Annotated in this window: 20 protein-coding genes; 15 read left to right on the forward strand and 5 right to left on the reverse strand. The window is 68.6% G+C overall.

Translation table 11 applies throughout. From position 1 onward, the window contains the following. The first annotated feature begins 175 nt into the window (after positions 1–175). The 5 genes from ACFY16_RS27580 (at position 176) to ACFY16_RS27600 (ending at position 4,580) form a co-directional block, all read left to right on the forward strand. Positions 176–1,009, forward strand: coding sequence for a PIG-L family deacetylase (locus ACFY16_RS27580; RefSeq protein WP_390649876.1), 834 nt, complete (start codon positions 176–178; stop codon positions 1,007–1,009). A gap of 432 nt (positions 1,010–1,441) precedes the next feature. Then, complete coding sequence (locus ACFY16_RS27585; RefSeq protein WP_390649877.1) at positions 1,442–1,825, forward strand: hypothetical protein; 384 nt, start codon at positions 1,442–1,444, stop codon at positions 1,823–1,825. Between the two features lie 12 nt (positions 1,826–1,837). Then, on the forward strand, positions 1,838–2,440 hold the full coding sequence (locus ACFY16_RS27590) for a GNAT family N-acetyltransferase (protein WP_390649878.1): 603 nt from the start codon (positions 1,838–1,840) through the stop codon (positions 2,438–2,440). Next, positions 2,437–2,646 carry a hypothetical protein gene (locus ACFY16_RS27595; RefSeq protein ID WP_390649879.1) on the forward strand — a complete coding sequence of 70 codons (210 nt, stop codon included), beginning with the start codon at positions 2,437–2,439 and terminating at the stop codon, positions 2,644–2,646. The genes ACFY16_RS27590 and ACFY16_RS27595 overlap by 4 nt, the downstream gene beginning before the upstream one ends. Before the next feature lie 938 nt (positions 2,647–3,584). Continuing rightward, a complete protein-coding gene (locus ACFY16_RS27600) occupies positions 3,585–4,580 on the forward strand; it encodes a LacI family DNA-binding transcriptional regulator (protein WP_390649936.1) in 996 nt (331 codons plus the stop codon). 92 nt (positions 4,581–4,672) lie between these two features. Here ACFY16_RS27600 and ACFY16_RS27605 read toward each other — a convergent pair whose 3' ends face one another. After that, positions 4,673–6,448, reverse strand: coding sequence for a glycoside hydrolase family 43 protein (locus ACFY16_RS27605; RefSeq protein ID WP_390649880.1), 1,776 nt, complete (start codon positions 6,446–6,448; stop codon positions 4,673–4,675). On the opposite strand from ACFY16_RS27605, the gene ACFY16_RS27610 reads away from it, so the two are divergent. The 4 genes from ACFY16_RS27610 to ACFY16_RS27625 all read left to right on the forward strand — a co-directional run bounded on the left by ACFY16_RS27610 (position 6,439) and on the right by ACFY16_RS27625 (position 10,940). After that, the gene (locus ACFY16_RS27610; protein WP_390649881.1) at positions 6,439–7,800 is read left to right on the forward strand and encodes an ABC transporter substrate-binding protein; all 1,362 of its coding nucleotides are present in this window, start codon (positions 6,439–6,441) and stop codon (positions 7,798–7,800) included. The genes ACFY16_RS27605 and ACFY16_RS27610 overlap by 10 nt on opposite strands. Before the next feature lie 59 nt (positions 7,801–7,859). Then, positions 7,860–8,819, forward strand: coding sequence for a carbohydrate ABC transporter permease (locus tag ACFY16_RS27615; protein WP_390649882.1), 960 nt, complete (start codon positions 7,860–7,862; stop codon positions 8,817–8,819). Further along, complete coding sequence (locus ACFY16_RS27620; RefSeq protein WP_390649883.1) at positions 8,816–9,709, forward strand: carbohydrate ABC transporter permease; 894 nt, start codon at positions 8,816–8,818, stop codon at positions 9,707–9,709. The genes ACFY16_RS27615 and ACFY16_RS27620 overlap by 4 nt, the downstream gene beginning before the upstream one ends. A gap of 301 nt (positions 9,710–10,010) precedes the next feature. Beyond that, entirely contained in the window at positions 10,011–10,940 is a 930-nt protein-coding gene (locus ACFY16_RS27625; RefSeq protein WP_390649884.1) for an NAD(P)H-binding protein, read from the forward strand. Between the two features lie 902 nt (positions 10,941–11,842). Here the strand turns inward: ACFY16_RS27625 and ACFY16_RS27630 are convergent. Next, positions 11,843–12,451, reverse strand: a complete 609-nt coding sequence (locus tag ACFY16_RS27630; protein WP_390649885.1) for a superoxide dismutase — start codon at positions 12,449–12,451, stop codon at positions 11,843–11,845. Between the two features lie 907 nt (positions 12,452–13,358). Further along, positions 13,359–14,189, reverse strand: a complete 831-nt coding sequence (locus tag ACFY16_RS27635) for an oxidoreductase (protein ID WP_390649886.1) — start codon at positions 14,187–14,189, stop codon at positions 13,359–13,361. A 92-nt stretch (positions 14,190–14,281) separates the two neighbouring features. Between ACFY16_RS27635 and ACFY16_RS27640 the strand changes: the two genes are divergently transcribed. Continuing rightward, entirely contained in the window at positions 14,282–14,857 is a 576-nt protein-coding gene (locus ACFY16_RS27640) for a TetR/AcrR family transcriptional regulator (RefSeq protein ID WP_390649887.1), read from the forward strand. A 289-nt stretch (positions 14,858–15,146) separates the two neighbouring features. Beyond that, the gene (locus ACFY16_RS27645; RefSeq protein WP_390649888.1) at positions 15,147–15,683 is read left to right on the forward strand and encodes a radical SAM protein; all 537 of its coding nucleotides are present in this window, start codon (positions 15,147–15,149) and stop codon (positions 15,681–15,683) included. A gap of 1,429 nt (positions 15,684–17,112) precedes the next feature. On the opposite strand, the gene ACFY16_RS27650 is transcribed toward ACFY16_RS27645, so the two are convergent. After that, a complete protein-coding gene (locus tag ACFY16_RS27650) occupies positions 17,113–17,811 on the reverse strand; it encodes an SDR family NAD(P)-dependent oxidoreductase (RefSeq protein ID WP_390649889.1) in 699 nt (232 codons plus the stop codon). A gap of 140 nt (positions 17,812–17,951) precedes the next feature. Between ACFY16_RS27650 and ACFY16_RS27655 the strand changes: the two genes are divergently transcribed. After that, the gene (locus ACFY16_RS27655) at positions 17,952–18,818 is read left to right on the forward strand and encodes a helix-turn-helix domain-containing protein (RefSeq protein ID WP_390649890.1); all 867 of its coding nucleotides are present in this window, start codon (positions 17,952–17,954) and stop codon (positions 18,816–18,818) included. A gap of 211 nt (positions 18,819–19,029) precedes the next feature. Here ACFY16_RS27655 and ACFY16_RS27660 read toward each other — a convergent pair whose 3' ends face one another. Then, on the reverse strand, positions 19,030–19,326 hold the full coding sequence (locus ACFY16_RS27660) for a hypothetical protein (protein ID WP_390649891.1): 297 nt from the start codon (positions 19,324–19,326) through the stop codon (positions 19,030–19,032). Between the two features lie 22 nt (positions 19,327–19,348). Here ACFY16_RS27660 and ACFY16_RS27665 point away from each other — a divergent pair, with 22 nt between their 5' ends. The 3 genes from ACFY16_RS27665 to ACFY16_RS27675 all read left to right on the forward strand — a co-directional run bounded on the left by ACFY16_RS27665 (position 19,349) and on the right by ACFY16_RS27675 (position 21,657). Beyond that, positions 19,349–20,515: an epoxide hydrolase family protein gene (locus ACFY16_RS27665; RefSeq protein WP_390649892.1), complete on the forward strand. Its 1,167-nt coding sequence runs from the start codon at positions 19,349–19,351 to the stop codon at positions 20,513–20,515. A gap of 305 nt (positions 20,516–20,820) precedes the next feature. Further along, entirely contained in the window at positions 20,821–21,189 is a 369-nt protein-coding gene (locus ACFY16_RS27670; RefSeq protein ID WP_390649893.1) for a hypothetical protein, read from the forward strand. 183 nt (positions 21,190–21,372) lie between these two features. Then, a complete protein-coding gene (locus tag ACFY16_RS27675) occupies positions 21,373–21,657 on the forward strand; it encodes a hypothetical protein (RefSeq protein ID WP_390649894.1) in 285 nt (94 codons plus the stop codon). The last annotated feature ends 74 nt before the right edge of the window (positions 21,658–21,731 follow it).

The raw sequence follows: 21,731 nt of genomic DNA on the forward strand, positions 1-21,731 counted from the left end.
CCCCGGGAACAGACGGTCCGGCCGGCACGGTTGCATCGACCGAGGGACCGGCGCCGCACCGGCGGGGAACACGGAGATCACAAGGTCGTCCGCCCCACCAGGATCCGGGCCCTCGAGGTCGCGGTACGCCCGCCGCGCACTCGGACCAACACGTATTTCTGCAGGAGGATGTTTCATGACTGACCGGCCCTTGACGCTCATGGCAGTACACGCCCACCCCGACGACGAAGCCACCGGAACCGGAGGGGTCCTCGCGCGGTACGCGGCGGAAGGCATCCGCACGGTTCTCGTGACGTGTACCGACGGCGGTTGCGGTGACGGGCCGGGGGGTGTCAAGCCGGGCGATCCCGGGCACGATCCGGCGGCTGTCGCCTTGATGCGCCGTCAAGAACTCAAGGCGAGCTGTGACGTCCTGAAGGTCAGCGATCTGGAGATGCTGGACTATGCCGACTCCGGGATGATGGGCTGGCCGAGCAACGACGCCCCCGGATCCTTCTGGCAGACCCCCGTGCAGGAAGGCGCGGCCCGACTCGCGGAACTCATGCGGCACTACCGGCCTGATGTGGTCGTCACCTACGACGAGAACGGCTTCTACGGCCACCCCGACCACATCCAGGCCCACCGCATCACGATGGCGGCGCTGGAGATGACCGCGCTGGCAGCGAAGGTGTACTGGACGACGATGCCCCGCTCGATGATGCAGCGGTTCGGCGAGATCATGCGCGAGTTTCACGAGGACATGCCGGAGCCGGATCCTGCCGAGGCCGCAGCGATGGCCGAGATCGGCCTCCCCGACGATGAGATCACCACGTGGGTGGACACCACCGCGTTCAGCGGTCAGAAGTTCGACGCGCTGGCCGCGCACGCCAGTCAGGGCGAGAACATCTTCTTCCTCAAGATGGGCAAGGAGAGGTTCGGCGAGTTGATGGGCATGGAGACCTTCGTACGTGTCCAGGACGCCACCGGTGCGGCCGTACCCGAGAACGATCTCTTCGCCGGACTGCGCTGATCCGCCCGTCCGACTGGGTCCCGGGAAAGCCCATCGGCCGCGCGGCGCGACCGAGCGGGTCACACACCCGGAGGGTCTTCAACTGTTGCGGGTTTGGTTTAAGCATGCTGGTTGATGCTGCTTCGCGTCACGGAGGCGGTCCCTTGGACTCTCTCACCCGTTTCGTCGTACTTGGTAGCGGTTTCCGCTGTTTTTGAGTAAGGGTGTTTCCCCTTCGCAGCGTCGCGGGACGGCGACGGTCGTGGTTTTCCGTGCGGTGCGCTGCCGCTCGGGTGGGGTGGCTCGGGCGGATCGGCGGGACACGGTGAGGCCGTGTCCTTGTGTGATGGTCGTTCGTTAGATCGATCGGAGTGCAGGGTGCCCGGGGGCGGCCGCTGCGGGGGACTGACCGGGATCGTGCGGGGAAACGGGGGGGTGGGTGTGGCCGGGTTGATGGCGACGGCCACCTGTACCGCCTTTGCTGGTGTGCTGGAGGGCAGTGGTGAGCGGGTCGGGCAGGGCGTGCTGTTCGAACGGGTGGTTTTCCTGGCGGAGTTGAGCCGGGAGCTGACGGGTGCTGTGGTGGCTTCCCGGTGGGACGAGGCCTGTCTGGACGTGCTGGCCGGCGGGGTGGACGAGCGGGGTGAGGCGCTGCCGTCCAAGGGGTGGATGGCGCTGCGCCGCCTGGGCTGGCCGCAGGACCTCACAGAGTGTCGTCTGTTGCTCGTTCGGGCGAGGCTATTTCTCGACCAAGCACCGGTCTCTGCCGACGCTTCTCCGGCCCAGGTCATCAGATCTGGGCTGGCGGGGGTTTCTGTCCGCGTCAGGCCCAGGTGAGATGATGGTCCAGTGCCAGAGCTGATCCGCCCCGACTTCCGCCTGCACGCCTCGTATGTGGATGCGATGCGCGAGCTCCAGGCAGAGGGGCGGGGAGGTCCTGATGACGACTCCACGCTGGGCAGGGCCATTCGCGAGTACGGCCCCCGGTGGCAGGACCCGCAGGTCTTCGCCAAGTACGTCGACGGCATCCTCGCCGACGCCGAGGTGGCAGGGCACCCGGAGGGGTATGTCCCTCGCAGCACGTTCTGGTACGTCGACGGAAACACCTACCTGGGACGGGTGGCGATCCGCCACTTTCTTACGCCCGCGCTGCGGGAACGCAACGGTCACATCGGCTACTACGTCCGGCCGACAGCCCGCCGCCGCGGCCACGCCACGGCGATACTGCGTGCCGCGCTCCCCCTCGCCCGCGAGCTGGGCATCGAGTCGGCCCTGATCACCTGCGACCTGGACAACACCGCGTCTCGCAAGGTGATCGAAGCCTGTGGCGGTGTGTACGAAGGCGCCCGCAGCGGCAAACTGCGCTTCTGGGCGCCTACGCTCGCCCGGATCGACAATCAGGACCAGGGGCAGGCAGGCGATGCTCCGAGCACCTCAGCGCGGTCCATGTGAGCGGTCTGGTGGCGTTGTCCTACGGCGGTGGCATCGCGGCGGGCGTTCTGGTGGAGTGGCTCGGCATCCGGCTTCGCCACCCTGTGCGCAGGCTCGGCGAGACGATGCTGGACAACCTCGCGATCATCCTGATCCCGTTCAGCGCGTATCGGTGGCCGAGCAGGTCGAGGCGTCGGGCGTGCTCGCGGTGGTGGTGTGCGGGTTGATCATGAGCCAGGCCGGGCCGAGCCCGTCGACAGACGATGGCGTTCTGGTCGCTGGCGACGTACCTGCTCAACGGCGCCCTGTTCGTCCTGGTCGGCCTTGAGGCGCAGGCGGCGGTCCGCAGCCTGTCTGGTACCGCCCTCACCGAGGCACTCCTCATGGTGGCCGCGGTCTCCAATGCCGTATGGGTCACCGGGCCCGAGGAGTCAGCGCTCTGGCCGGATTCCGGTCGCATCTGGCGTGACTGCATCGAGACGACGGAAGCGCTGCGCTCCGGGCTGGCGTCCCGCGTGCAGAGTGAGTGCTCCTTGTCGCCACGCGACTACGCAGTGCTCCTCGCGCTGCGAGATGCGGAAGGGCGGCGACTGCGCCCCTCTGGCGGCCCGCATCGACTGGCAGCGCAGCCGTCTCTCGCACCAGCTCGGGCGCATGGAGCGACGGAGGCTGATCCGGCGCGAGGAGTGCCTCACCGACAGCCGGGGTGCTGAAGTGGTACTCACGGGGGTGCGGAAGCGTTCCGCTACGTGTCCCTGCCGCATCTGTGAGCCGTCCGTGAGCTGTTCGTGCATCCCCTCACATCGGACCAGCTCGCCGCGGCCGGACAGATCGCGATGGCGCTTCGTACCCGCATGAAGGTGCCGCGGGACACCTGAGTGGCGGAGCCGTCCACTTGCGTGATCGGCCCAGACCGTCATCGTTCTCGATGTCCGGCTTCGAACGATCGTCGCTGCCTGCATGGGACATCATGGACAGTGGAAAACAGCGTCGGGCTTGGGCAACTGCTTCGGGGCGTGGCGCGGTCGCCATCCGGTATCCGCCCGGCGGACGGCCCGTTGCGGGCATTTGGCCCCGAAGCCTGTGACAATATCGGCGGTGAGCGCAGGGCTGCGTGCTGGGGTTGAGGTAGAGGACGAGCGACATGAACCGGCCACCAGGAATGATGGACGTTGCACGTGAGGCCGGCGTCTCGCACATCACGGTCTCCCGGGTCATCAACGGCCATCCGTCGGTGCGGCCGGAGACCCGGACCCGAGTCGAGGCCGCGATCCAGAAGCTGGGCTACCGCCGCAACAGCGTGGCCAGGGCCCTCAAGAGCCGCCGTTCGTCGACGATCGGAGTGGTGATCGTCGGGTCGGAGCTGTTTGAGTTGCCCCGCATCATTCTCGGAGCGGAGACGGCTGCCAAGCAAGCCGGTTACTGGGTGAGCCTGGCGAGCTGGCAGGGTGAGAGCACCACCGGTGACCTGGTGGAGACGTTGCAACGGCTCACCGATCAGTCGGTGGAGGCGATTGCGGTCGTGGCCGACCGCCCTGTCGTGGTGGAGGCGCTGTCCGGCCTCGTTTTCGGGGTGCCTGTGGCGGTGGTGATGTCCGGCAGCGTACCCAACCCCGATCTGAGCTTCGTCGAGGTCGATCAGGAACTGGGCGCCCGTCTGGCGGTTCGGCACCTTCTCGATCTCGGACATCGGCGCATCGCCCATCTGACGGGTGCCCTGCGCACCTTCGACGCGCAGGCGCGCGTCGAAGGTTGGCAGGCCGAGATCGCGGCCGCGGGAGCGGAGGGAGCCATGCTGGAAGGGGACTTCACCGCGGAGAGCGGGTTTCGCCTCGCCCACGAGCTCTGCCTGGGCGACGCCGGTCTGCCGACCGCAGTCTTCGCGGGGAACGACCAGATGGCCATGGGAGTGCTGGCCGCGTTCGCGGAACGGGGCGTCCGGGTTCCGCAGGACGTGTCACTCGTAGGGTTCGACGACATCAAGGGGGCCGGATACCTCGTGCCCGCCCTGACCACGGTTCGACAGGATTTCGTCCACCTCGGCAAGAGCGCCGTCGAACTGCTCCTGCGGATGCTGCGCGGAGAGCAGGCGGTGCGACAGAAGATCACGCCGGAGCTCGTCGTGCGGCGCAGCACCGCTGCTCCGCGCGTGGGTTCCTGACCAGGCTCTATTGCCGCCGAACGAACTCCCACCGCAGACGGGTCAGTTCATGGCGACGTATCACCGCACCATTACCCGGCAGGGATGATCATTTACTGAGGGATCCTAGCTAGTGCCGTCAGCTGCATCTTCCCGTCCGTGCCGCCGGTTTCGGCCTGTCCGGGGGAGGTTGAAACCGGCGCGTAGTCAAACCAGCGTATGTGTGCTTCAGCCTTTGCGGCTACGGTGTTGCCCGTGCCGTACAGACCTATGTGGACGCCGACGAACCCCCCGGCTCGTTCCGTGCTGAAGAAGGGCCGCTCGATGCTGCCGAGGGTTGTCCAGGTGCGGTCTTCGACGCGGAAGGTGTAACCGGACTCGTCGCTGTCCACCGCGAGGACGACCTCGTCGGCCGTCACGGTGACCGCCGCGAGGCGGGTATCGGTGCCTGCCTCGCGGGCGGTGAGCACGACGTGAGGAATTCCTGAGGCGTCGACGGTCAGGGCCAGAGTGGCGTGCTGGTCGTGGTTCTGGAAGACGGCCAGCCCCGCTTCCTGGGTCGGTGCGCCGGCGGTGAAGCGGATCCGGGCACTGGCGCGCAGGCGCAGATGCTGCTGGCGGCGGGCGATGAACGCGGGGGTACCCGTTGAGCTGAGGGGCTCGGGGGACAGGCGGATGGTCAGGCCGCCTTCCCCGGGACGGAGCGAAACGAGATCGTCGACCGGTCCGCGCAGGCTGTTCCATTCCGGGCCGAGTGCGGTGCCGTCGAAGTGGTCCCGCACTCGGCCGTCCTGGTGTGGGCCCGCGGCTGTCGCGGGGGCTCCGGCGGGCAGCCGTTCCGACAGTCGCACCCGTCCGGTTTCCGGTGCGAAGACGGGACCTCTGGGGGTCCATTCGACCGGTACGAGGAACACCTCGCGGCCGAGCGTGTGCGTGCCGCCGGTCGGCCGCACAGCCAGGGCCACGGCCCACGTTTCCCCGGCGGGCGTGTCGACGAGGTCGACATGGCCGACGTTGTGCACGGGCTCTGCCGCGCCGCGGTGGCGGTGAGTGAGCAGGGGGCTCCTGGGATCCGTGGCATAGGGGCCGGTGACGGTGTCGGAACGGGCCGCGGTCACGGCGTGATGGTGTTCGGTGCCCCCCTCTGCGGCGACCAGATAGTACAGACCGTCGCGTTTGTACAGGTGCGGCGCTTCCACCCAGGCACCGCGCATCGCGCCGTGCCACAGGACATGGGTCGGGCCGACCAGGGCCAGGGTGTCGAGGTCGAGTTCGCGCATCCACAGCTCACCGGGGCCGGTCACGTCCGGCTGGGCGGCGTCGCGGCAGGCGGTGAACCAGCAGCGGCCGTCGTCGTCGAAGAACAGCGAGGGGTCGATGCCATCCGCGTCCAGCACGATCGGGTCGGACCAGGGGCCGGCCGCATCGGAGGCGGTGCAGAGGAACGTGACGCTGCCCTGGCGGCCTTTCGCCAGGGTCGAGACCACGTAGAAGGTGCCCTCGTGATGACGGATGGTGGGAGCCCAGATGCCGTCCGAGACGTCCAGGCCGGTCAGCGACAGTTGGGAGGACCGGTGCACCACGTGACCCAGAGGGCTCCAGCGCACCAGGTCCCGGCTGTGGAAGACCGGGATCCCGGGGTAGTACGCGAACGATGACGTGACCAGGTAGAAGTCCTCTCCGACCCGGCAGATCGACGGGTCCGGATGGCTGCCGGCAAGAACGGGGTTGGCGAACGTCGGCACGAGGGCGCACTCCGAGGCAGGTGTGGGGGTGGAGAGGGATTGGTCGCGGCACAGGCCTTGACAGGTTGTTAACGTTAACATCAGGATCCGGACGAAGAACACAGGCAGGCACCACACGTCGAAGGAGACGTGAAATGACCGCATCACCCCCGCCCTCCGTCCGGTCTGACCGTCCGCGGCGGCGCCCAGCCCCCGGGAAGCTGGCCGCCGCCGCACTGGCAGGCGTTCTCGCGGCTGCCTCCCTGGCCGGCTGCTCGTCCGGCGACGACTCGGCCTCCGACGGCGGACCGGTCACGCTCCAGTTCTGGACCTACACCCTCAAGGGCGGGGATCCGGCGGCGAAGGCGATCGTGGACAAGTACCACCAGGAGCACCCCGACGTCACGATCAAGCTGTCGGAGGTCGGCGGCACCCAGGAGACCGCCTCCAAGCTGCTCGCCGCCGACAAGGCCGACGACACCCCTGACGTCGTGCAGCTCGAGTACCGGGCCCTGCCGTCCCTGGTGGTGGCCGGGGCGGTGAAGGAGATCACCCAGGACGTCGCGAGCGTCAAGAACAAGATCGAGCCGAACATCTGGGACCTGACGACCCTCAACAAGCAGGTCTACGGCGTTCCGCAGGACATCGGGCCCATGATGTTCACCTACCGCAAGGACCTCTTCGCCAAGTACGGCGTCAAGGTCCCCACCACCTGGGCCGAGTACGCCGACGCAGCCGAACAGATCCACAAGAAGGACCCGCAGGCCTACATCGCCAGCTTCTCCACCAGTCAGTTCGAGTTCTTCGCGGCCCAGGCCGCCCAGGCCGGCGCCCAGTGGTGGAGCAATGACGGCAAGAGCTGGACCGTCGGCATCGACAGCGAGCCGTCGCTGAAGACGGCCGACTACTGGCAGGACCTGGTCGAACGGGACCTGGTCAAGGTCGAGCCGCTGTTGACACCGGAGTGGAACGCACAGGTCAACGACGGGAAGATCCTCAGCTGGGCTGCGGCGGCATGGGCTCCCAGCGTCCTCTACTCCGTCGCCCCCGACACGGCGGGCAAGTGGGCTTCGGCGCCGCTGCCGCAGTGGAAGGCAGGAGACCCTGCCGTGTCCTTCCTGGGCGGCTCCACCTACCTGGTGCCGGCGAAGTCGAAGCACGCCAAGGAGGCGGCGGACTTCGCGACCTGGCTGGGCGCCTCCGACGAAGGCTCCAAGCTGCTGCTCGGCCTGGACATCTACCCCAGCGGCAACGCCGGCCGCGCCGTGACCCTCACCCATGAGCCGCCCAAGCTCATGCCGCAGCAGAAGGACTTCTACAAGGTCGCCGACCAGGTCATCAAGAACACCACCATCCCCGTCGTGTGGGGCCCTGACGTCAACCTCGCACAGAGCGGGTTCACCGACGCCCTGAACAAGGCCGCATCCAACAAGACCTCGTTCCGCGACGTGTACCGAGCGACCCAGAAAACGGTGGTCGGCGATCTGAAGAAGTCGGGCTACACCGTCACCCAGTAACGAGGACCGGGTCCCGGTCGCTCGCGTAACCCGGCCAACCGAGAACTCCAGGACGCACTATGTCACGCACCGCCGCCTCGCCTCCTGCACCCGTCACCACCTCACCGCCGAGACGCCGCAGGCAGATCCGGACGCAGGCCACACCATGGCTGTTCGCAGCTCCTGCCGTCCTGTTCTTCTCCATGTTCCTGATCATCCCGATCGGCTACGCGGTCTACCTCAGCTTCCGCGGGTTCCGTATCCAGGGCGGCGGTGCGTTCGGCCGACGGGTCGAGACCTTCGTCGGGTTCGACAACTACCAGGCCGTCTTCACCGATCACGAATATCTCGCCGGGCTCGGCCGGACCCTCCTGTACGGCATCGTCGCCGTCCCCAGTGTTCTCGCTCTGGCGCTGCTGTTCGCGCTGCTTCTGGACACTCCCCGCGTCCGTGCCCGCAGCTTCGCCCGGACCGCCATCTTCCTGCCCTACGCCGTGCCCGGCGTCATCGCCAGCCTCCTGTGGGGCTTTCTGTACCTGCCCAGCACCAGCCCGGTGAACTACGTAGCCGGCAAACTCCACGCGGGTCCGCTGGACTTCTTCGGTTATCCGACGCTGTACTTCGCCCTCGCCAACATCGCTCTGTGGTCCGGCGTCGGCTTCAACATGGTGATCATCTACACCGCGCTGCGGTCCATCTCACCGTCGGTCTACGAGGCGGCCCGCATCGACGGCGCGAGCGAACTGCAGATCGCCCTCCGTATCAAGATCCCTCTCGTCGCTCCGGCCCTGGTGCTGACCGGCCTGTTCTCCGTCATCGGGACCTTGCAGCTGTACAGCGAACCGGCCACGCTGCGGCCGGTGACCACGTCCATCTCCTACACCTGGGTACCTCTGATGAAGATCTACCAAGAGGCCTTCACGAACGACGATCTCGGTGGTGCCGCCGCCGCCTCCGTCGTCCTGGCCGTGGGCATCCTCGCCCTCTCGCTGCTCCTGCTGCGGGTCCTTCAGCGCCGTACCTTCGGAGACAACGCATGAGCGCCCCCACCCGGGAACGCGCCCTCGCCCCGGTCACCCGCCCGTTGTCCCAGCAGGATCGCCCGGCGCGGCCCCTGCTGCCGACGATCGCCCTTCTCCTCGGCGCGCTGTACTGCCTCACCCCCGTCGTGTGGGTCGTCGTCGCCGCCTCCAAGACCCCCCGCGAACTGTTCACGAGCTTCTCCTTCACGCCCGGTACCGGCCTGCTGCGCAACTTCACCGACCTGAGTACCTACGCCGGGGGACAGTTCTGGCGGTGGGCGGCCAACTCCCTGTTGTACGCGGGCCTCGGCGCGGTGGCATCCACCCTGGTCTCCGCCATGTGCGGATACGCCCTGGCGAAATTCCGCTTCCGCGGCCGGGAGGTCCTCTTTTCCGCCATCCTCGCCGGCGTGCTCGTCCCCGGCATCGTGCTCGCCGTCCCGCAATACCTGCTCATGGCGCGGCTCGGACTCGCCGGAACGTACTGGTCCGTACTGTTGCCCGTCGTCATCAACCCGTTCGGCATCTTCCTGTGCCGGGTCTATGCCGCCTCCGCGGTGCCCGACAGCACGTTGGAAGCTGCTCGTCTGGACGGCGCCGGCGAGGGGCGGATCTTCGCCTCCATCGCGCTGCCCATGATGACCCACGGTCTCGTGACGGTCTTCCTGCTGCAGTTCGTCGGCATCTGGAACAACTTCCTACTGCCGTTCGTCATGCTCTCCGACCAGGACAAATACCCCATCACGCTGGGCCTGTACACGTTCCTGTCCAAGGGGGCGGGGGACACCGACCTGTATCCCCTGATCATCATGGGCTCGGCCGTCTCGGTCCTTCCTCTGATCGCCCTGGTCCTGAGCCTGCAGCGTTTCTGGCGCGCGGATCTCCTGGCCGGAGGCCTGAAGGGGTAATCCGGTCCACACCCACCGGGCCGGCCCCGACCCACCGCCCGGCCACGCCCGGGCGCCGTGCACGTCCCACCGTTCCTAGGGACTCAGCGGGAGCGAGTCCTGCATCCAGGACCGCTGTTGCTCAGCCGCGTGCTCCGAACGGTGTTGGGCACGCTGGTCGCCCGCGTTCGCTCCGCTGCCGGGCGGCACGCATCTGGTGCGGCCGGCCGCATGCTCCGCCTCCGTGCGGGCCGTTTCCGGAGCGCCGAGGGCGCGTCGGCCTCCGGTTGCGCGCCGACGACGCGCACCGCAGGCTGCTCCTATGGACCGCACCCCGAAGGGCAGCGTGCTCCCCCTGCTGGTGACGGGCGCGGCGGGTAGCGTCGGCGCCGTCGGACGAACCGTGGTCGAAATTCTCCGGCAACGGGACCTGCCCGTGCGGGCCATGGTGCGTCGCGACGACGAACGGGCGGAGGCGCTGCGCGCGACGGGTGCCGAGGTCGTCGTCGGAGACCTCACGCGCGCGGGCGATGTGGCTGACGCCCTGTCCGGTTGTGGACGGATGTACTTCGGCATGGGCGTGTCGGCGCAGTATCTGGAGGCTGCCATGACGGTGGCGGCCGTCGCGCGCGCGTACGGGCGCTTGGAAGCGTTCGTGAACATGTCGCAGCTGACCGTCTCCGAGATGGACCTCACCAGCGACTCCGAGTCTGTGCAGCAGCGGCAGCACTGGCTGGTGGAGCAGGTCCTCGACTGGTCAGGCATGCCCGTCGTCCAGGTCCGGCCCACCGTGTTCCTGGAGAACCCGCTGTTCCGTGTCGGCTTCTCCTCGATCGCGAAGGACGGAAGCATCAGGTTGCCCTTCGGCCAGGCGAAAACGTCCCCTGTAGCGGCCGGGGATGTCGCCGCGGTCGTGGCGGAGATCCTGGCCGATCCGGCCCCGCACACCGGCCGCATCTATGAACTGACCGGCCCCCGCTCCGAGGACATCTCCGCCATGGCGGCTGAGGTTTCCACAGCTCTGGGCCAACCCGTCAGTTACACCAACGTCGGCCTGCAGGAATGGATCGACGACGACCTCAGATCGCTGGGGCTGCCGGACCACGTCTTCCAGCACATCTCCACCATGGCTCGTCTTCACGCGGAGAACCGATACGACCGCAGGGCGGACGGCGTCGAGCGGGTCACCGGGCGGCCTCCTATCGGGGTCGCCGAATACGTTCGTGAGAACCCCAGCCTGCTCAGCTCCTGAAGCCGAATCCTCGCGGTTCGGGTCGCGCAGTAGATGTCAGAAGAAACGCACTTCACCGAGGTCGATACTGACCATCAGATGGGTTCCGGCAGACCCGCAGGCTCGAGACGAAGGGCGACGTAAGTTCTCTTTCCCCGCCCTGAAGAAAGAGTCCGGCGTGGCCCTCCCCGAGTACGGCGGCGCCGCGGACACCTCGCCTCGACCCCGGCTTCCAGCCCCTCTCGCCCCGGCCGCCGTCCACGGCCGGTCCTGGAACGCAAGCACTGACCACCGGTCGCTTCGTACGCCACCCGGGTGCACCGCGCGGCGTGGGCGAGACGAAGGTGAGCCCACCGCCGACGCGGATGATGGCGCCGTTATAGAGGGCGGCCTGGCCACCCTCCGCCTGGCCGCCGACCGGGGTGATCTGCAGCCAGTTGGTTCCGTCGGTGGTCCGTGCGAGTCGGCCGTCCGGTGTGGCCGCGTAGAGCCTCCGGACGCCACCACGTCGCAGAGCGCCCCGTCGCCGAGCCCGGTGTCGCGCGCATCCCACCGTCCGCCGTCCGCGCGCCGACGGAAGAGCCCGCGGCTGGTGGCGGCCCAGACGATGCCGGGTGTTGTGGGGTCGAGTGCCAGGGACCGGACGGCCGCGCCCGCGTCCTCGATCGTCTCCAGCTGCCAGGGGTCGGCAGCGGCCGCTCCGGTGGCCGCGAGCGCCGCGACCGCCGCGGCGGGTCCGGTCGCGACCCGGACACCGACGCCTTGTACGGTCCCGGCCTGCGCCCCCGGGCCGATCGGCGGCCGTTCGCCGGTCCCCACATAGGCCACGTCGGTGGCCGGGGTGTCCCACTGCACGGAGATGGCTCCAACAGCCGGGAGCGCTGAGGTCTCCCGGCCCGCTGTTGGGTCGGTGGTGGTGCTCGTCAGATGTTGGCTGCCGCAGCGAATCGGGTGGCGACGTCTTCCCAGTTGACCAGGTCCCACAGCTTGGTGACGTAGTCGGGGCGGACGTTCTTGTACTGCAGGTAGTAGGCGTGTTCCCAGGCGTCGAATACCAGGAGCGGGGTGCTGCCCTGGCCGACGTTGCCGTGGTGGTCGTAGACCTGCTCCACGATCAGGCGCTTGCCGAGGGGTTCCCAGGCGAGCACGCCCCAGCCGGAGCCCTGGACGGACGCGGTCGCGACGGTGAGCTGCTTTTTGAATTGCTCGAAGCCGCCGAGGTGTTCGTCGATGGCGTCGGCGAGGGCTCCGTCGGGGCGGTCGCCGCCGTCAGGGGAGAGGTTCTGCCAGAAGATCGAGTGCAGGACGTGGCCGGAGAGGTTGAAGGCGAAGGTCTTCTCCAGCCCGACCAGTGAGGTGGGCGTGATCTGGTCCTTGTCGCGGACCTCGGCGATCTGTTCGAGGGTGTCGTTGGCGCCCTTGACGTAGGCGGCGTGGTGTTTGGCGTGGTGCAGTTCCAGGATCTGCCCGGTGATGGCCGGCTCCAGCGCGGCGTAGTCGTAGGGCAGGTCGGGAAGCGCGTAGGTGCCCATCAGGCACGTCCCCTTTCCGGGTGAGTGATCGTCCGGGGACAGCCTATGCCACTATTGCGAATAGCTTGCAACAACGAATGGAATGCATCAACATGATCTGTGGCGGGGTCGGCCCGTCAGTCTTCGGTGTCTGAGCGCCCTTCCGTCCGTTCGGCGCTTCCTTCCCGGAGAGTGATCGTCTTCTCACCCGGCGCCCGCCGGACTCCGGCCGGCCCCGCTGTCGCGTGCGTGGACAGTCTCTGGCAGGCGTCGACGGCGGGTGGGACAGCGTGATCAGGGCCGCGATTTCGGGCCGGCGCGGGCCAAGGTGATGGCCGTGACTTTGAGAACGATCAGTTCCGCTCGGCTTCGCGGGATGCCGGTTGGCCGGTGCGCAACCCCGCTGGCCGACGGGGACGCGGTCACGCCGACCGGTCCCGTTCCAGGCTTCTGATCAGCAACGTCCTGCGCCTGCGAGCCCATGGAGCCCTGCTCACCGTGTTACTGGGGCGTCGAACGCGTGCCGGGCGCGGTGGGCGCGGGTTTCCGGGCCCGAGACACTCCTGTCGGCTCGGTAGAAGAGTTGCTGGGTGAGTGTGTGCGCATCACGGACGCCCGCCTTGGGCGTCAAGACGGGCCTCAGGCCCTCCTGGAGACACTCGAACAAGCGCTCGATAAAGGTGTTGCGAGCGGAGACGAAGCAGCGTTGCTCGATGTGCACCGCAGCGCATGCGCGAGAGGGCGACAGGCGACCCCCGCCCGCGCATTGCGACGTCTCCAGCGATCACGCAACACACCTACTGGCTTTGCTCACGAGTTGCGCCAGCGTTGGTGGGGGAGTTCGGGAGGCGCCTGGGCGGTCACTGTGAATCGAACAGTTCACAGGATTCGACAGCGCCCTGCGCGTCGCGAGCGCCTCCCGGACAGCTCAGCGGGGCATGCCGACGGCGCGGGAGATGACGGTGTCGAAGGCACGGTCGGGCAGGATGCGGCGCAGGGCGATGAGAGGGCGGGCGCCGAAGCCGGTGGCGTGGCGGGTCTTGGAGCGGCGTGCGGTGACGGCTTTGCCGATGGCGTCGGCGATGACGCTGGGCGGGGAGTTGCGCTTGGTGTTGGCCTCGGAACGCAGGGAGGAGGCCACGGCGGCGGCCTGCGGGGCATAGGCGCCGTCGGCGGAGGACTTCTCCAGCTTGTCGGCGGCAATGCCGCCCCATTCGGTGGCGATGCCGCCGGGTTCGATCACGACGACGTCGATGCCGAAGGGCTTGGCCTCCAGCCGCAGGCAGTCACTGAGGGCTTCCAGGGCGAACTTGGTGCCGTGGTACCAGCCACCGAGCGGGGTGTAGATCTTGCCGCCCAGCGAGGTGACGTTGACGACGGTGCCGGATCGCTGGGCGCGCATGTGGGGCAGGACGAGCTGGGTCAGGCGGATCGCGCCGAAGACGTTGACCTCGAACTGGTAGCGGGCCTCGTCAAGGGGGACGTCTTCGAGGGCGCCGTAGGAGCCGTATCCGGCGTTGTTGACCAGCACGTCGATGCGGCTGGTGTCAGCGGTGATCTTCTCGATGCCGGCGCGCATGGAGTCGTCGTCGGTGACGTCCATCGCCAGCGGCCGGATGCCGCGGTCGGCCAGCTTCTGCAGCCGGTCGGTGCGGCGGGCGGCCCCGTAGACGGTGTAACCGAGCTCGTGGAGCTTGAGGGCGGTGGCCTCGCCGATGCCGGAGGAGGCACCGGTGACGAGGGCGGTCTTGGAAGGCATGGCGGAGTCCTCACGAATAAGATGAACTGTGGTTCACCATCTATACTGAACCTTGGTTCACATTGATGCAAGTGGAAAGGCAGGCACCTCCCGTGACCCCAGCCAGGGCGCCGCGCGCCGACGCGGTCCGCAACCGCAAAAAGATCCTCGCCGCCGCCGGAGAGCAGATCACCGCGCACGGCCCCGAGGTAGGCATGGACGAGATCGCCGCCGCGGCAGGCGTGGCCGTGGGAACCCTGTACCGACACTTCCCCACCAAGACGGACCTGGTCGCGGCGGTCGTCGCCGCATACGTCGCCCGCGTCGCCGACGACGCCGAGACCGCGCTCGGCCGCGTCCAGGCCGGAGCCCATGCTGTGGACGAGCTGACCGCGTTCCTCGGCCGCGTCATCGAGGCGTCTGCGACCGACCGCGCGGTCAAGGCCGCCGCCCAGACCCTGGGCGCGGAGCCGGGCGACCGCGGCGATGAGGACCGCGCCGGTGCCGCTGTCGCCGCCCTCATCCGAGTCGGCCAGGCCGACGGCGACATCCACCCCGACGTCACCGTCAGCGACATCTACCTGCTGTTCTCCACCGCGCCCACCGACCAGCCACGCACGGCCCGCGCCCGTTGGCTCGCCCTTATCACGCCGGGGCTGACCACCCGGGCCCGGCAAGCAGGCAACTGACGCAGGGAGGCTCGGACATCGGGTCAGACGGGTGCTGTGCTTCTCGTGAACATCGAACACGGTTGCGCCAGCGTTCTGTTCAAAGTATTGATCCAGAGCCACGCAACGAAGCCGTTCGCACGCTTCCGAGTGGTTATTGAGCCGTTGAAGCAAGTTGTAGCGCCTGTCGGGAACATCAGGCTTCATGACAGTCCGTCAAGATGAGGTGCGGCGGTCCGTGCAGACCGCGGGGCCAGCGCGGCCGCCTGGGCGTGATGGAGGCCCGGCGCGGCTGGCTCGGACGGCACCGGTGGTGCTGGCCCAGCCCACGACGTTGTGCAACCTGGACGACACCTACTGCTACCTGCCGGAGCGGGCGGTGGCCCGCCGTATGACGGCGGAGGTCGCCGATGCGGTCGCGGCGGGAGTGGGGGAGTGGAGCAGGGAGCATCCGGTGGCGGTGCTGTGGCACGGCGGCGAGCCGTTGGCTGCCGGGGTAGCGTACCTGCGCTTTCTGATGGACCGCTTCGGGCAGGGCGAGGACCATCTGGTCACCCACGCGGTGCAGACCAACGCCACCCTGATCGACGAGCGGTGGTGCGAGCTGTTCGCCACCCGCGGTATGCGAGTCGGTGTCAGTCTCGACGGCGCTGGGAAGGCCAACGCGGCACGCGTGGACCGCCGCGGACACGTGACCACAGACAGGGGCCGCCTGCTGGGAGGCCGACCCCACGATGCGGGTCCGGGAGTTCGACCAGGCCTACAGCTACATCCGGGCCGAACTGGCCGGGACAGCGCAGGCGCGAGCTGCGGCGCCCGTCAATGCCCTGCCGATGGTCACCCATGACGGCGAGGTCGTACCCGTAGGGCCGGACCTGGCGGGGTTCTCTTCCCCCCGGCACGGGCCCTTCACCGTCGGCAACGTACTGCGCACCCCCTCACCCGCCTCATCGCGACGGTTGTTGGTGTGTGACGACGCCGCACCGGGCACGCGCAGGGGTGCTTGGGGGAAGGTATGCGCTGGCGGGTGCATCCGTACGTGGGTACGTGGCTGTCCAGACGTTCACCGGGCCTTGATTGCGGACAGGCCCATTCAGGACCCCCTGGGCTGAACGCCACTCGTCTCGTCATCCAGGGGTCTCGCCGCCGGACATCCGCCACGTAAACACGTGCCCAACTGGGGAGAGTCAGATATGCGCCCATTGCAGAGAATTGTGGTCGCGCTCACGACAGCCTTTCTGTTCGCCGGGACGGGAACCGCACTCCCGGCACACGCCGCACCACAAGAGTGCGATTCGGTCGCGACACTCACTTCTGCGTCGTCGACCGCGAACCAGTTGCCGGGTCTGGTGCCCGTCAACCTCCAGAACCTGATCGGCCCGTTGGCGAGACTTGAGTGCTAACCCTTGAACGTCCTCGGCGTCCGTGCGTAGCGGGTGGGCCATCGCCGAGGTGAGCCATGGCGGACGCCCTTCGGGCGTATCTCCTCCAACGGCCTTCCCGGGCCCGCGGGTGCGGTGCGTCGCCGAGCTCGACGAACCCGCCCGCCTCGTCCCGCCCACCACCGCTGAGGCCTGTACGGTGCCCGCTGTACCCTCAGCCCGACTGATCCCGGGCTGGGAGGCAACGGCCGTGACGGCCTGCCCCGGTTCCTCCTCCGGCTCCGGACCCTCCTCCGGCTCCGGATCCTTCTCGCTCGTGCCGAAGGGCCCGGAGCCGTGGGGGCTCGCGCTCCGGGCGGCATCGCGCCGCCCCCAAGCTGACTGCCAGCCGGCCGCGCGTCACGACTGCGCCTTAGCCCGGGCGAGCTCCTTGAGAACCCGGCGATAGGCGAACGGGACCATGCTGTCGGCAACGGCTCGTTTCACCCGTTGCCGAGACATCCCCGCGGGTGTCCAGGGAGCAGCGGCGGCCGGGCCCCGGATCGGGCTCGGGGCTTCCGCACGGCTTCCAGTGACGTCAGCGTGCGAACTTCTCGACGGCCGCCTGATCGACGGCCGGACCTGGGATGAGTATCCCGCCACGGCGGACGTGGTGGGTCTGTGACCCGGATACGCGTCAAAGAGGGCCGGGGCTGATCTTGAAGCCCTGTTGAGCCCGGCGGTCAGGGGTTTTCAGGACCACCCCGGGCCCCTTCCCGGCGGCCCTGTGACCTGGGCAGCCGGGCCAGCCGCACCGGTATCCGGCGGCAGTATTCGACGAGGCGGCCGAGCCAGGGAGGTAGGTGGGTGGGTGCTGTGCGCAAGGACGCCCCCCTTGCGCCGGTGATGTCGGCTTTACCAGGGGAGCTCGTGGTCTTCCTCGTGGAAGGTGCCGGTGGGGCCGTCCTTGCCGATGGTCGCCATGCGCACGATGACCTCGGCGCTCTCCTCGACCGGACGCCCACCGGGAAAATCGGCAGTGAAGTCGGTGGCGGTGAAGCCGGGCTCGACGGCGTTGACCTTGATCTCGGGCAGTGCCTTGGCGTACTGGACGGTGAGCATCGAGACGGCCGCCTTGCTGGAGCCGTACACGATGAAGGCGTTGTGCGACTGGTGGCGCTCGGGATTGGTGACTGCCCAGAAGGAGCCGAGTGCGCTGGAGACGTTCACCACGACCGGATTGTCGGACTTGCGCAGCAGCGGGATCGCGGCCTGGGTGACGCGGACGACGCCGACGACGTTGGTCTCGAATACGGCGTGCGCGGACTCGGCGGTGACGCCGTCGGCGCCGACGATGTTGTTCGCGATGCCGGCGTTGTTGACCAGGACGTCGAGGCGGCCCTCGCGCTCCTCGATCGCGCCCATGGCGGTCCGCACCGAGGCGTCGTCGGTGACGTCGAGCTGTACGAACCGCGCGCCGAGCTCGGCCGCGGCCGCCTTGCCGCGCTCCGTGCTGCGCGCTCCGACGTAGACGGTGTGTCCCTCCTTGATCAGCCGGCGGGCGGTCTCACGACCGAGTCCCTTGTTCGCCCCGGTGATGAGTGTCACGGTCATGACTGGTTGTTCCTCTCTTCGATGAACCAGCTCGTGTGCCATCCATCGTCCGGCGAGGCGCGGCATTGAGGCAGAGCCCCCGTGATCCTGGGGGTGACAGGACCAGGCAAGCGCCCGGGGACCCGCCTACGCTTTTCTTCATGACCCGCGACACCAACACCCTCGGCGAGTACCTGCGCGCCCGCCGCGAGCTCGTCACGCCGGACAGTGTCGGTCTGCCTCAACTCGGCGTCCGCCGCGTTCCCGGCCTGCGCCGCGAGGAAGTCGCGATGCTCGCCGGTATCAGTGCCGACTACTACCTGCGCCTCGAACAGGGCCGCGACCGCAACCCCTCCGTCCAGGTGCTCGAATCGCTCGCCCGTGTGCTCCAGCTCGACGACGACGGCACCGCCTATCTGCTCAGCCTGGCCTCTGAAAGGCCCCGCCGCGCACGCCGTCGGCCCCGCAAGGAGGCCGTGCCCTCCGGCATCCGCAAGCTCCTGGACTCACTGACGCTGCCGGCCTTCCTGGAAGGCCGCTACTTCGACGTCCTGGCAGCCAACGCGCTGGCGGCGGCGCTCTCGCCCCGCCTGGTCACCGGCCACAATCGCCTGCGCGACGTGTTCCTCGATCCCGCCGAATACTCCCTCTACCCCGACTGGGAGGACGCCACCGCCGGGCTGGTCGCCGGGTTCCGGCAGTCGGTCGGCACGGACACCGACGATCCGCGCTTCATCGAGCTCGTGGGCGAGCTCTCGCTGGCCAGCGACCGCTTCCGCCGGCTCTGGGCCCGCCATGACGTCCACGTCCGCGAAGGCACCTCCATCACACTCGACCATCCGCAAGTCGGCGCGCTCACCCTGAACCGGGAGAAACTCGCGGTCTCCGGATCAGCCGGCCTGCTCCTCGTCGTCTACCACGCCGACGCCGGCACCGAAAACGCCGAGAAACTCAGTCTGTTGTCCTCTTACCAAGCCGTTCCCCACACCCCAGCCCCCACAGACCGCGCCAGCGCGACCCCCGACTGACTCACAATCCGCGCCAGGATGCCCACCTGCGCCCTGCCCGCCTCTCCTGGTGCTCGCCCGCCGTTGGCGCACCCTGCGGCACGTCACGTTGAGGCCCTGGCCGCCCTTGCCCCCGACAAACCGCGCGTCACGGCCCTGAAGGCGCCCTCGTGACCGAACTTTTCGACCACGGCGCGGGTGCGGTCGTCGCGTTGGCTGCCGGGAACCCGTGTCAGCGCAGGGCGTCGGTGACGGCGTCGGCGAGGGGGGCGGTGGGCCGTCCGGTCAGGCGGCTCAGGTCGCCCGAGCCGGTGAACAGCTCGCCGCGGCCCAGGCCGAGGTCGGCGTCGGCGAGGACGTGCGCCAGGTCGGCGGGCAGGCCCGCGCCGGTCAGCGCCTCGGCGAGCTTCTGCGCCGGCAGGTCGGTGTAGGCGATCGGCTTGCCGGTGGCGGCCGAGACGGTGTCGGCGAGTTCGGCCAGGGTGAAAGCCTCGAAGCGGCCGACACCGCTGACGCCGTGCCCGCACACTCAGCACACCAAGGAGGAACCCATGCCGACCGACACCCCCGTGATCTCGGTCAGTGACGCCGAACTGCACGACCTCCGCGCCCGGTTGCGGGCCACCCGCTGGGCCGAGCCCTGGCCCGTCAAAGGCTGGGAGGCCGGTACCGACACCGCGGAACTCCGCCGCCTCGTCGCCCACTGGGCCTCCGGCTACGACTGGCGCCGCCATGAGACCGCCGTCAATGCCCTGCCCTCCCATTTCGCCGACCTCGACGGCACGCCCGTGCACTACCTCCGCTACGACGGCGAACACCCGGACGCGCTGCCCATCGTCCTGACGCACGGCTGGCCCAGCTCCTTCCTCGAACTCGCCGCCCTCGCCGAACGTCTGGCCACCCCGTCCCGGTTCGGCGGGGCAGCCGAGGACGCCTTCACCGTGATCGTCCCCTCCCTGCCCGGCTTCGCCTTCTCGCCGCAGCGGCCCACGCTCACCGGAGCCGAACAGACCCACAACCTGTGGCACTGCCTGATGCACGAAGAACTCGGCTTCGAGCGGTACGCGGCGCACGGCGGAGACCTGGGCGCCGGCATCACCTCCAGGCTCGCCGAGGCCCACCCTGAGGCGCTGGTCGGCATCCACGTGCTCGCCGTGGCCGCCCCGGCTGCCTACGACCCGGACAGCCTCACCACGGAGGAAAAGGACTACCTGGCCTCCGGCGCGTCCTGGCAGGCACAGGAAGGCGGCTACCAGCACCAGCAGAACACCCGCCCTCTCAGCCTCGCCCCCGCCCTGGCCGACTCGCCCGCCGGTCTGCTGGCCTGGATCGTGGAGAAGTACCGCGCCTGGAGCGACAGCGGAGGAGACCTGTCCTCGCGGTTCAGCGACGACTTCGTCCTCACCCAGGCATCCCTGTACTGGTTCACCGGCACGATCTCCACCTCGTTCCGGCCCTACTACGAGTACGCCCACGGCCTGACCCGGCGAGTGGAACGGGTGAACGTACCCACGGCTGTCGCCCTGTTCCCCGCGGACCTGAGCCGGCCGCCACGAAGTTGGGCGGAGCGCACCTACAACATCACGCGCTACACGCACATGCCTCGCGGCGGGCACTTCGCCGCCCACGAGGAACCCGGCCTGCTGGCCCACGACATCACCGAGTTCTTCCGCGACCACCGTTCACCCCTGCCCCCGGTCCCACGGTCCCACGCGTGACTTCGCCCTCGACGACCGCGGCCAGGCCGTCGACGCCTACCTTGCCCGCGCCACCGCCCATCTGCCCGAACCGATGACCGGCCAGCTCGCCCACTGACTGGTGTGCATCGTGAATTCGCAGGTCACGGGTCTGGTGTGAGTGACGACTCGTGCACTCGCGCTGATCGGTGGCCGATGACCATGGTGTAGATCATCGGGCGAGTCCGGTTCCGGCGGGATGCCGGGTTCGGCTGCACTCGCGACCGACTCCCGCCTACGATCCGTCAGCAGGTCGGCACGCCATGAGACCACGGGAGGCTGCGGGGATGCAGGAGCGGCAGTGGATCACCGCTCGCCGGAGCGAACTGGTCGCCCTCGCCGAGCAGTTGACCAAGCAGCTTCAGGAGGTCCAGGTCGAGCGGGACGAACTGGCTATCGCGGAGCGGGTGTTGAACCGCAGCAGCGACTGCCCGGCGCAGTACCCGTACAACGCGGTCGGCACGTCCGCCCTCAACGACGTGACCAGCGGCAGCAACGGCTCCTGCTGCACCAGCCACTTCTGCACCGGGACGTCGGGCTACGACGGCCCGACGCTAGGGCACCCCCGAGGGCCTGGACGCCTTCACCGACTGAGCGCAGGCCGGAACGGACTGAGCACGACCTCCCCGTCGGGTCACGGGGAGCCGCCTGGATGAGGAGTACGTGGGGCCTCCTCGGCAGCATGGAAAGGGAAACGGGTCACGGCAGCCGACCGCTGCCCGTTTTCCCGTCACAATGACCGGACTCGCATACAGCCCCGCCGTTCCGACGTGACGGCGCATCGGGCACCATCGTCCGGAGAACGCCGCCCAACTCACTACGTCCCGGGGGAAGACCACATGAAGCGCACGCTCGCAGTCCTGCTGACCGTCGCCGCACTCACCGCGCCACTGGCCGGTTGCAGCAGCAAGTCGAAGACCGTCACCGGCACCGTCGTCAGCAAGGACACGGACTACGAGTGCAAGACGAAGAAGAAGGGCACGAAGAAGACCCGCAGCTGCCACACCGAGTACGAACTGACGGTCCGCACGAAGGGCGGGGACGAGGAAGAGATCGACGTCAGCAGCAGCGCCTACGGCAACTGCGTCGAGGGGTCGAGCTACCCCAAGTGCATCACGCGCTAGCAGTGAGCAGTGTGCATCGTGAAGCCGCAGGTCAAGGGGCTGGTGTGCGTGGGGTTCGGGGTGCTCGGGCTGGT

Origin of the sequence: Streptomyces sp. NPDC001315, from assembly GCF_042896175.1 — a bacterium.
Lineage (GTDB): Bacteria > Actinomycetota > Actinomycetes > Streptomycetales > Streptomycetaceae > Streptomyces.

What these genes read in the sequence shown, in the direction of transcription:
- ACFY16_RS27625 (WP_390649884.1), top strand. Translation starts at nt 10,011, where the DNA reads ATGGACCGCACCCCGAAGGGCAGCGTGCTCCCCCTGCTGGTGACGGGC.
- ACFY16_RS27635 (WP_390649886.1), bottom strand. Translation starts at nt 14,189, where the DNA reads ATGCCTTCCAAGACCGCCCTCGTCACCGGTGCCTCCTCCGGCATCGGC.
- ACFY16_RS27600 (WP_390649936.1), top strand. Translation starts at nt 3,585, where the DNA reads ATGGACGTTGCACGTGAGGCCGGCGTCTCGCACATCACGGTCTCCCGG.
- ACFY16_RS27605 (WP_390649880.1), bottom strand. Translation starts at nt 6,448, where the DNA reads ATGCGGTCATTTCACGTCTCCTTCGACGTGTGGTGCCTGCCTGTGTTC.
- ACFY16_RS27650 (WP_390649889.1), bottom strand. Translation starts at nt 17,811, where the DNA reads ATGACCGTGACACTCATCACCGGGGCGAACAAGGGACTCGGTCGTGAG.
- ACFY16_RS27670 (WP_390649893.1), top strand. Translation starts at nt 20,821, where the DNA reads ATGCAGGAGCGGCAGTGGATCACCGCTCGCCGGAGCGAACTGGTCGCC.
- ACFY16_RS27580 (WP_390649876.1), top strand. Translation starts at nt 176, where the DNA reads ATGACTGACCGGCCCTTGACGCTCATGGCAGTACACGCCCACCCCGAC.
- ACFY16_RS27630 (WP_390649885.1), bottom strand. Translation starts at nt 12,451, where the DNA reads ATGGGCACCTACGCGCTTCCCGACCTGCCCTACGACTACGCCGCGCTG.
- ACFY16_RS27615 (WP_390649882.1), top strand. Translation starts at nt 7,860, where the DNA reads ATGTCACGCACCGCCGCCTCGCCTCCTGCACCCGTCACCACCTCACCG.
- ACFY16_RS27655 (WP_390649890.1), top strand. Translation starts at nt 17,952, where the DNA reads ATGACCCGCGACACCAACACCCTCGGCGAGTACCTGCGCGCCCGCCGC.
- ACFY16_RS27675 (WP_390649894.1), top strand. Translation starts at nt 21,373, where the DNA reads ATGAAGCGCACGCTCGCAGTCCTGCTGACCGTCGCCGCACTCACCGCG.
- ACFY16_RS27620 (WP_390649883.1), top strand. Translation starts at nt 8,816, where the DNA reads ATGAGCGCCCCCACCCGGGAACGCGCCCTCGCCCCGGTCACCCGCCCG.
- ACFY16_RS27665 (WP_390649892.1), top strand. Translation starts at nt 19,349, where the DNA reads ATGCCGACCGACACCCCCGTGATCTCGGTCAGTGACGCCGAACTGCAC.
- ACFY16_RS27585 (WP_390649877.1), top strand. Translation starts at nt 1,442, where the DNA reads ATGGCGACGGCCACCTGTACCGCCTTTGCTGGTGTGCTGGAGGGCAGT.
- ACFY16_RS27610 (WP_390649881.1), top strand. Translation starts at nt 6,439, where the DNA reads ATGACCGCATCACCCCCGCCCTCCGTCCGGTCTGACCGTCCGCGGCGG.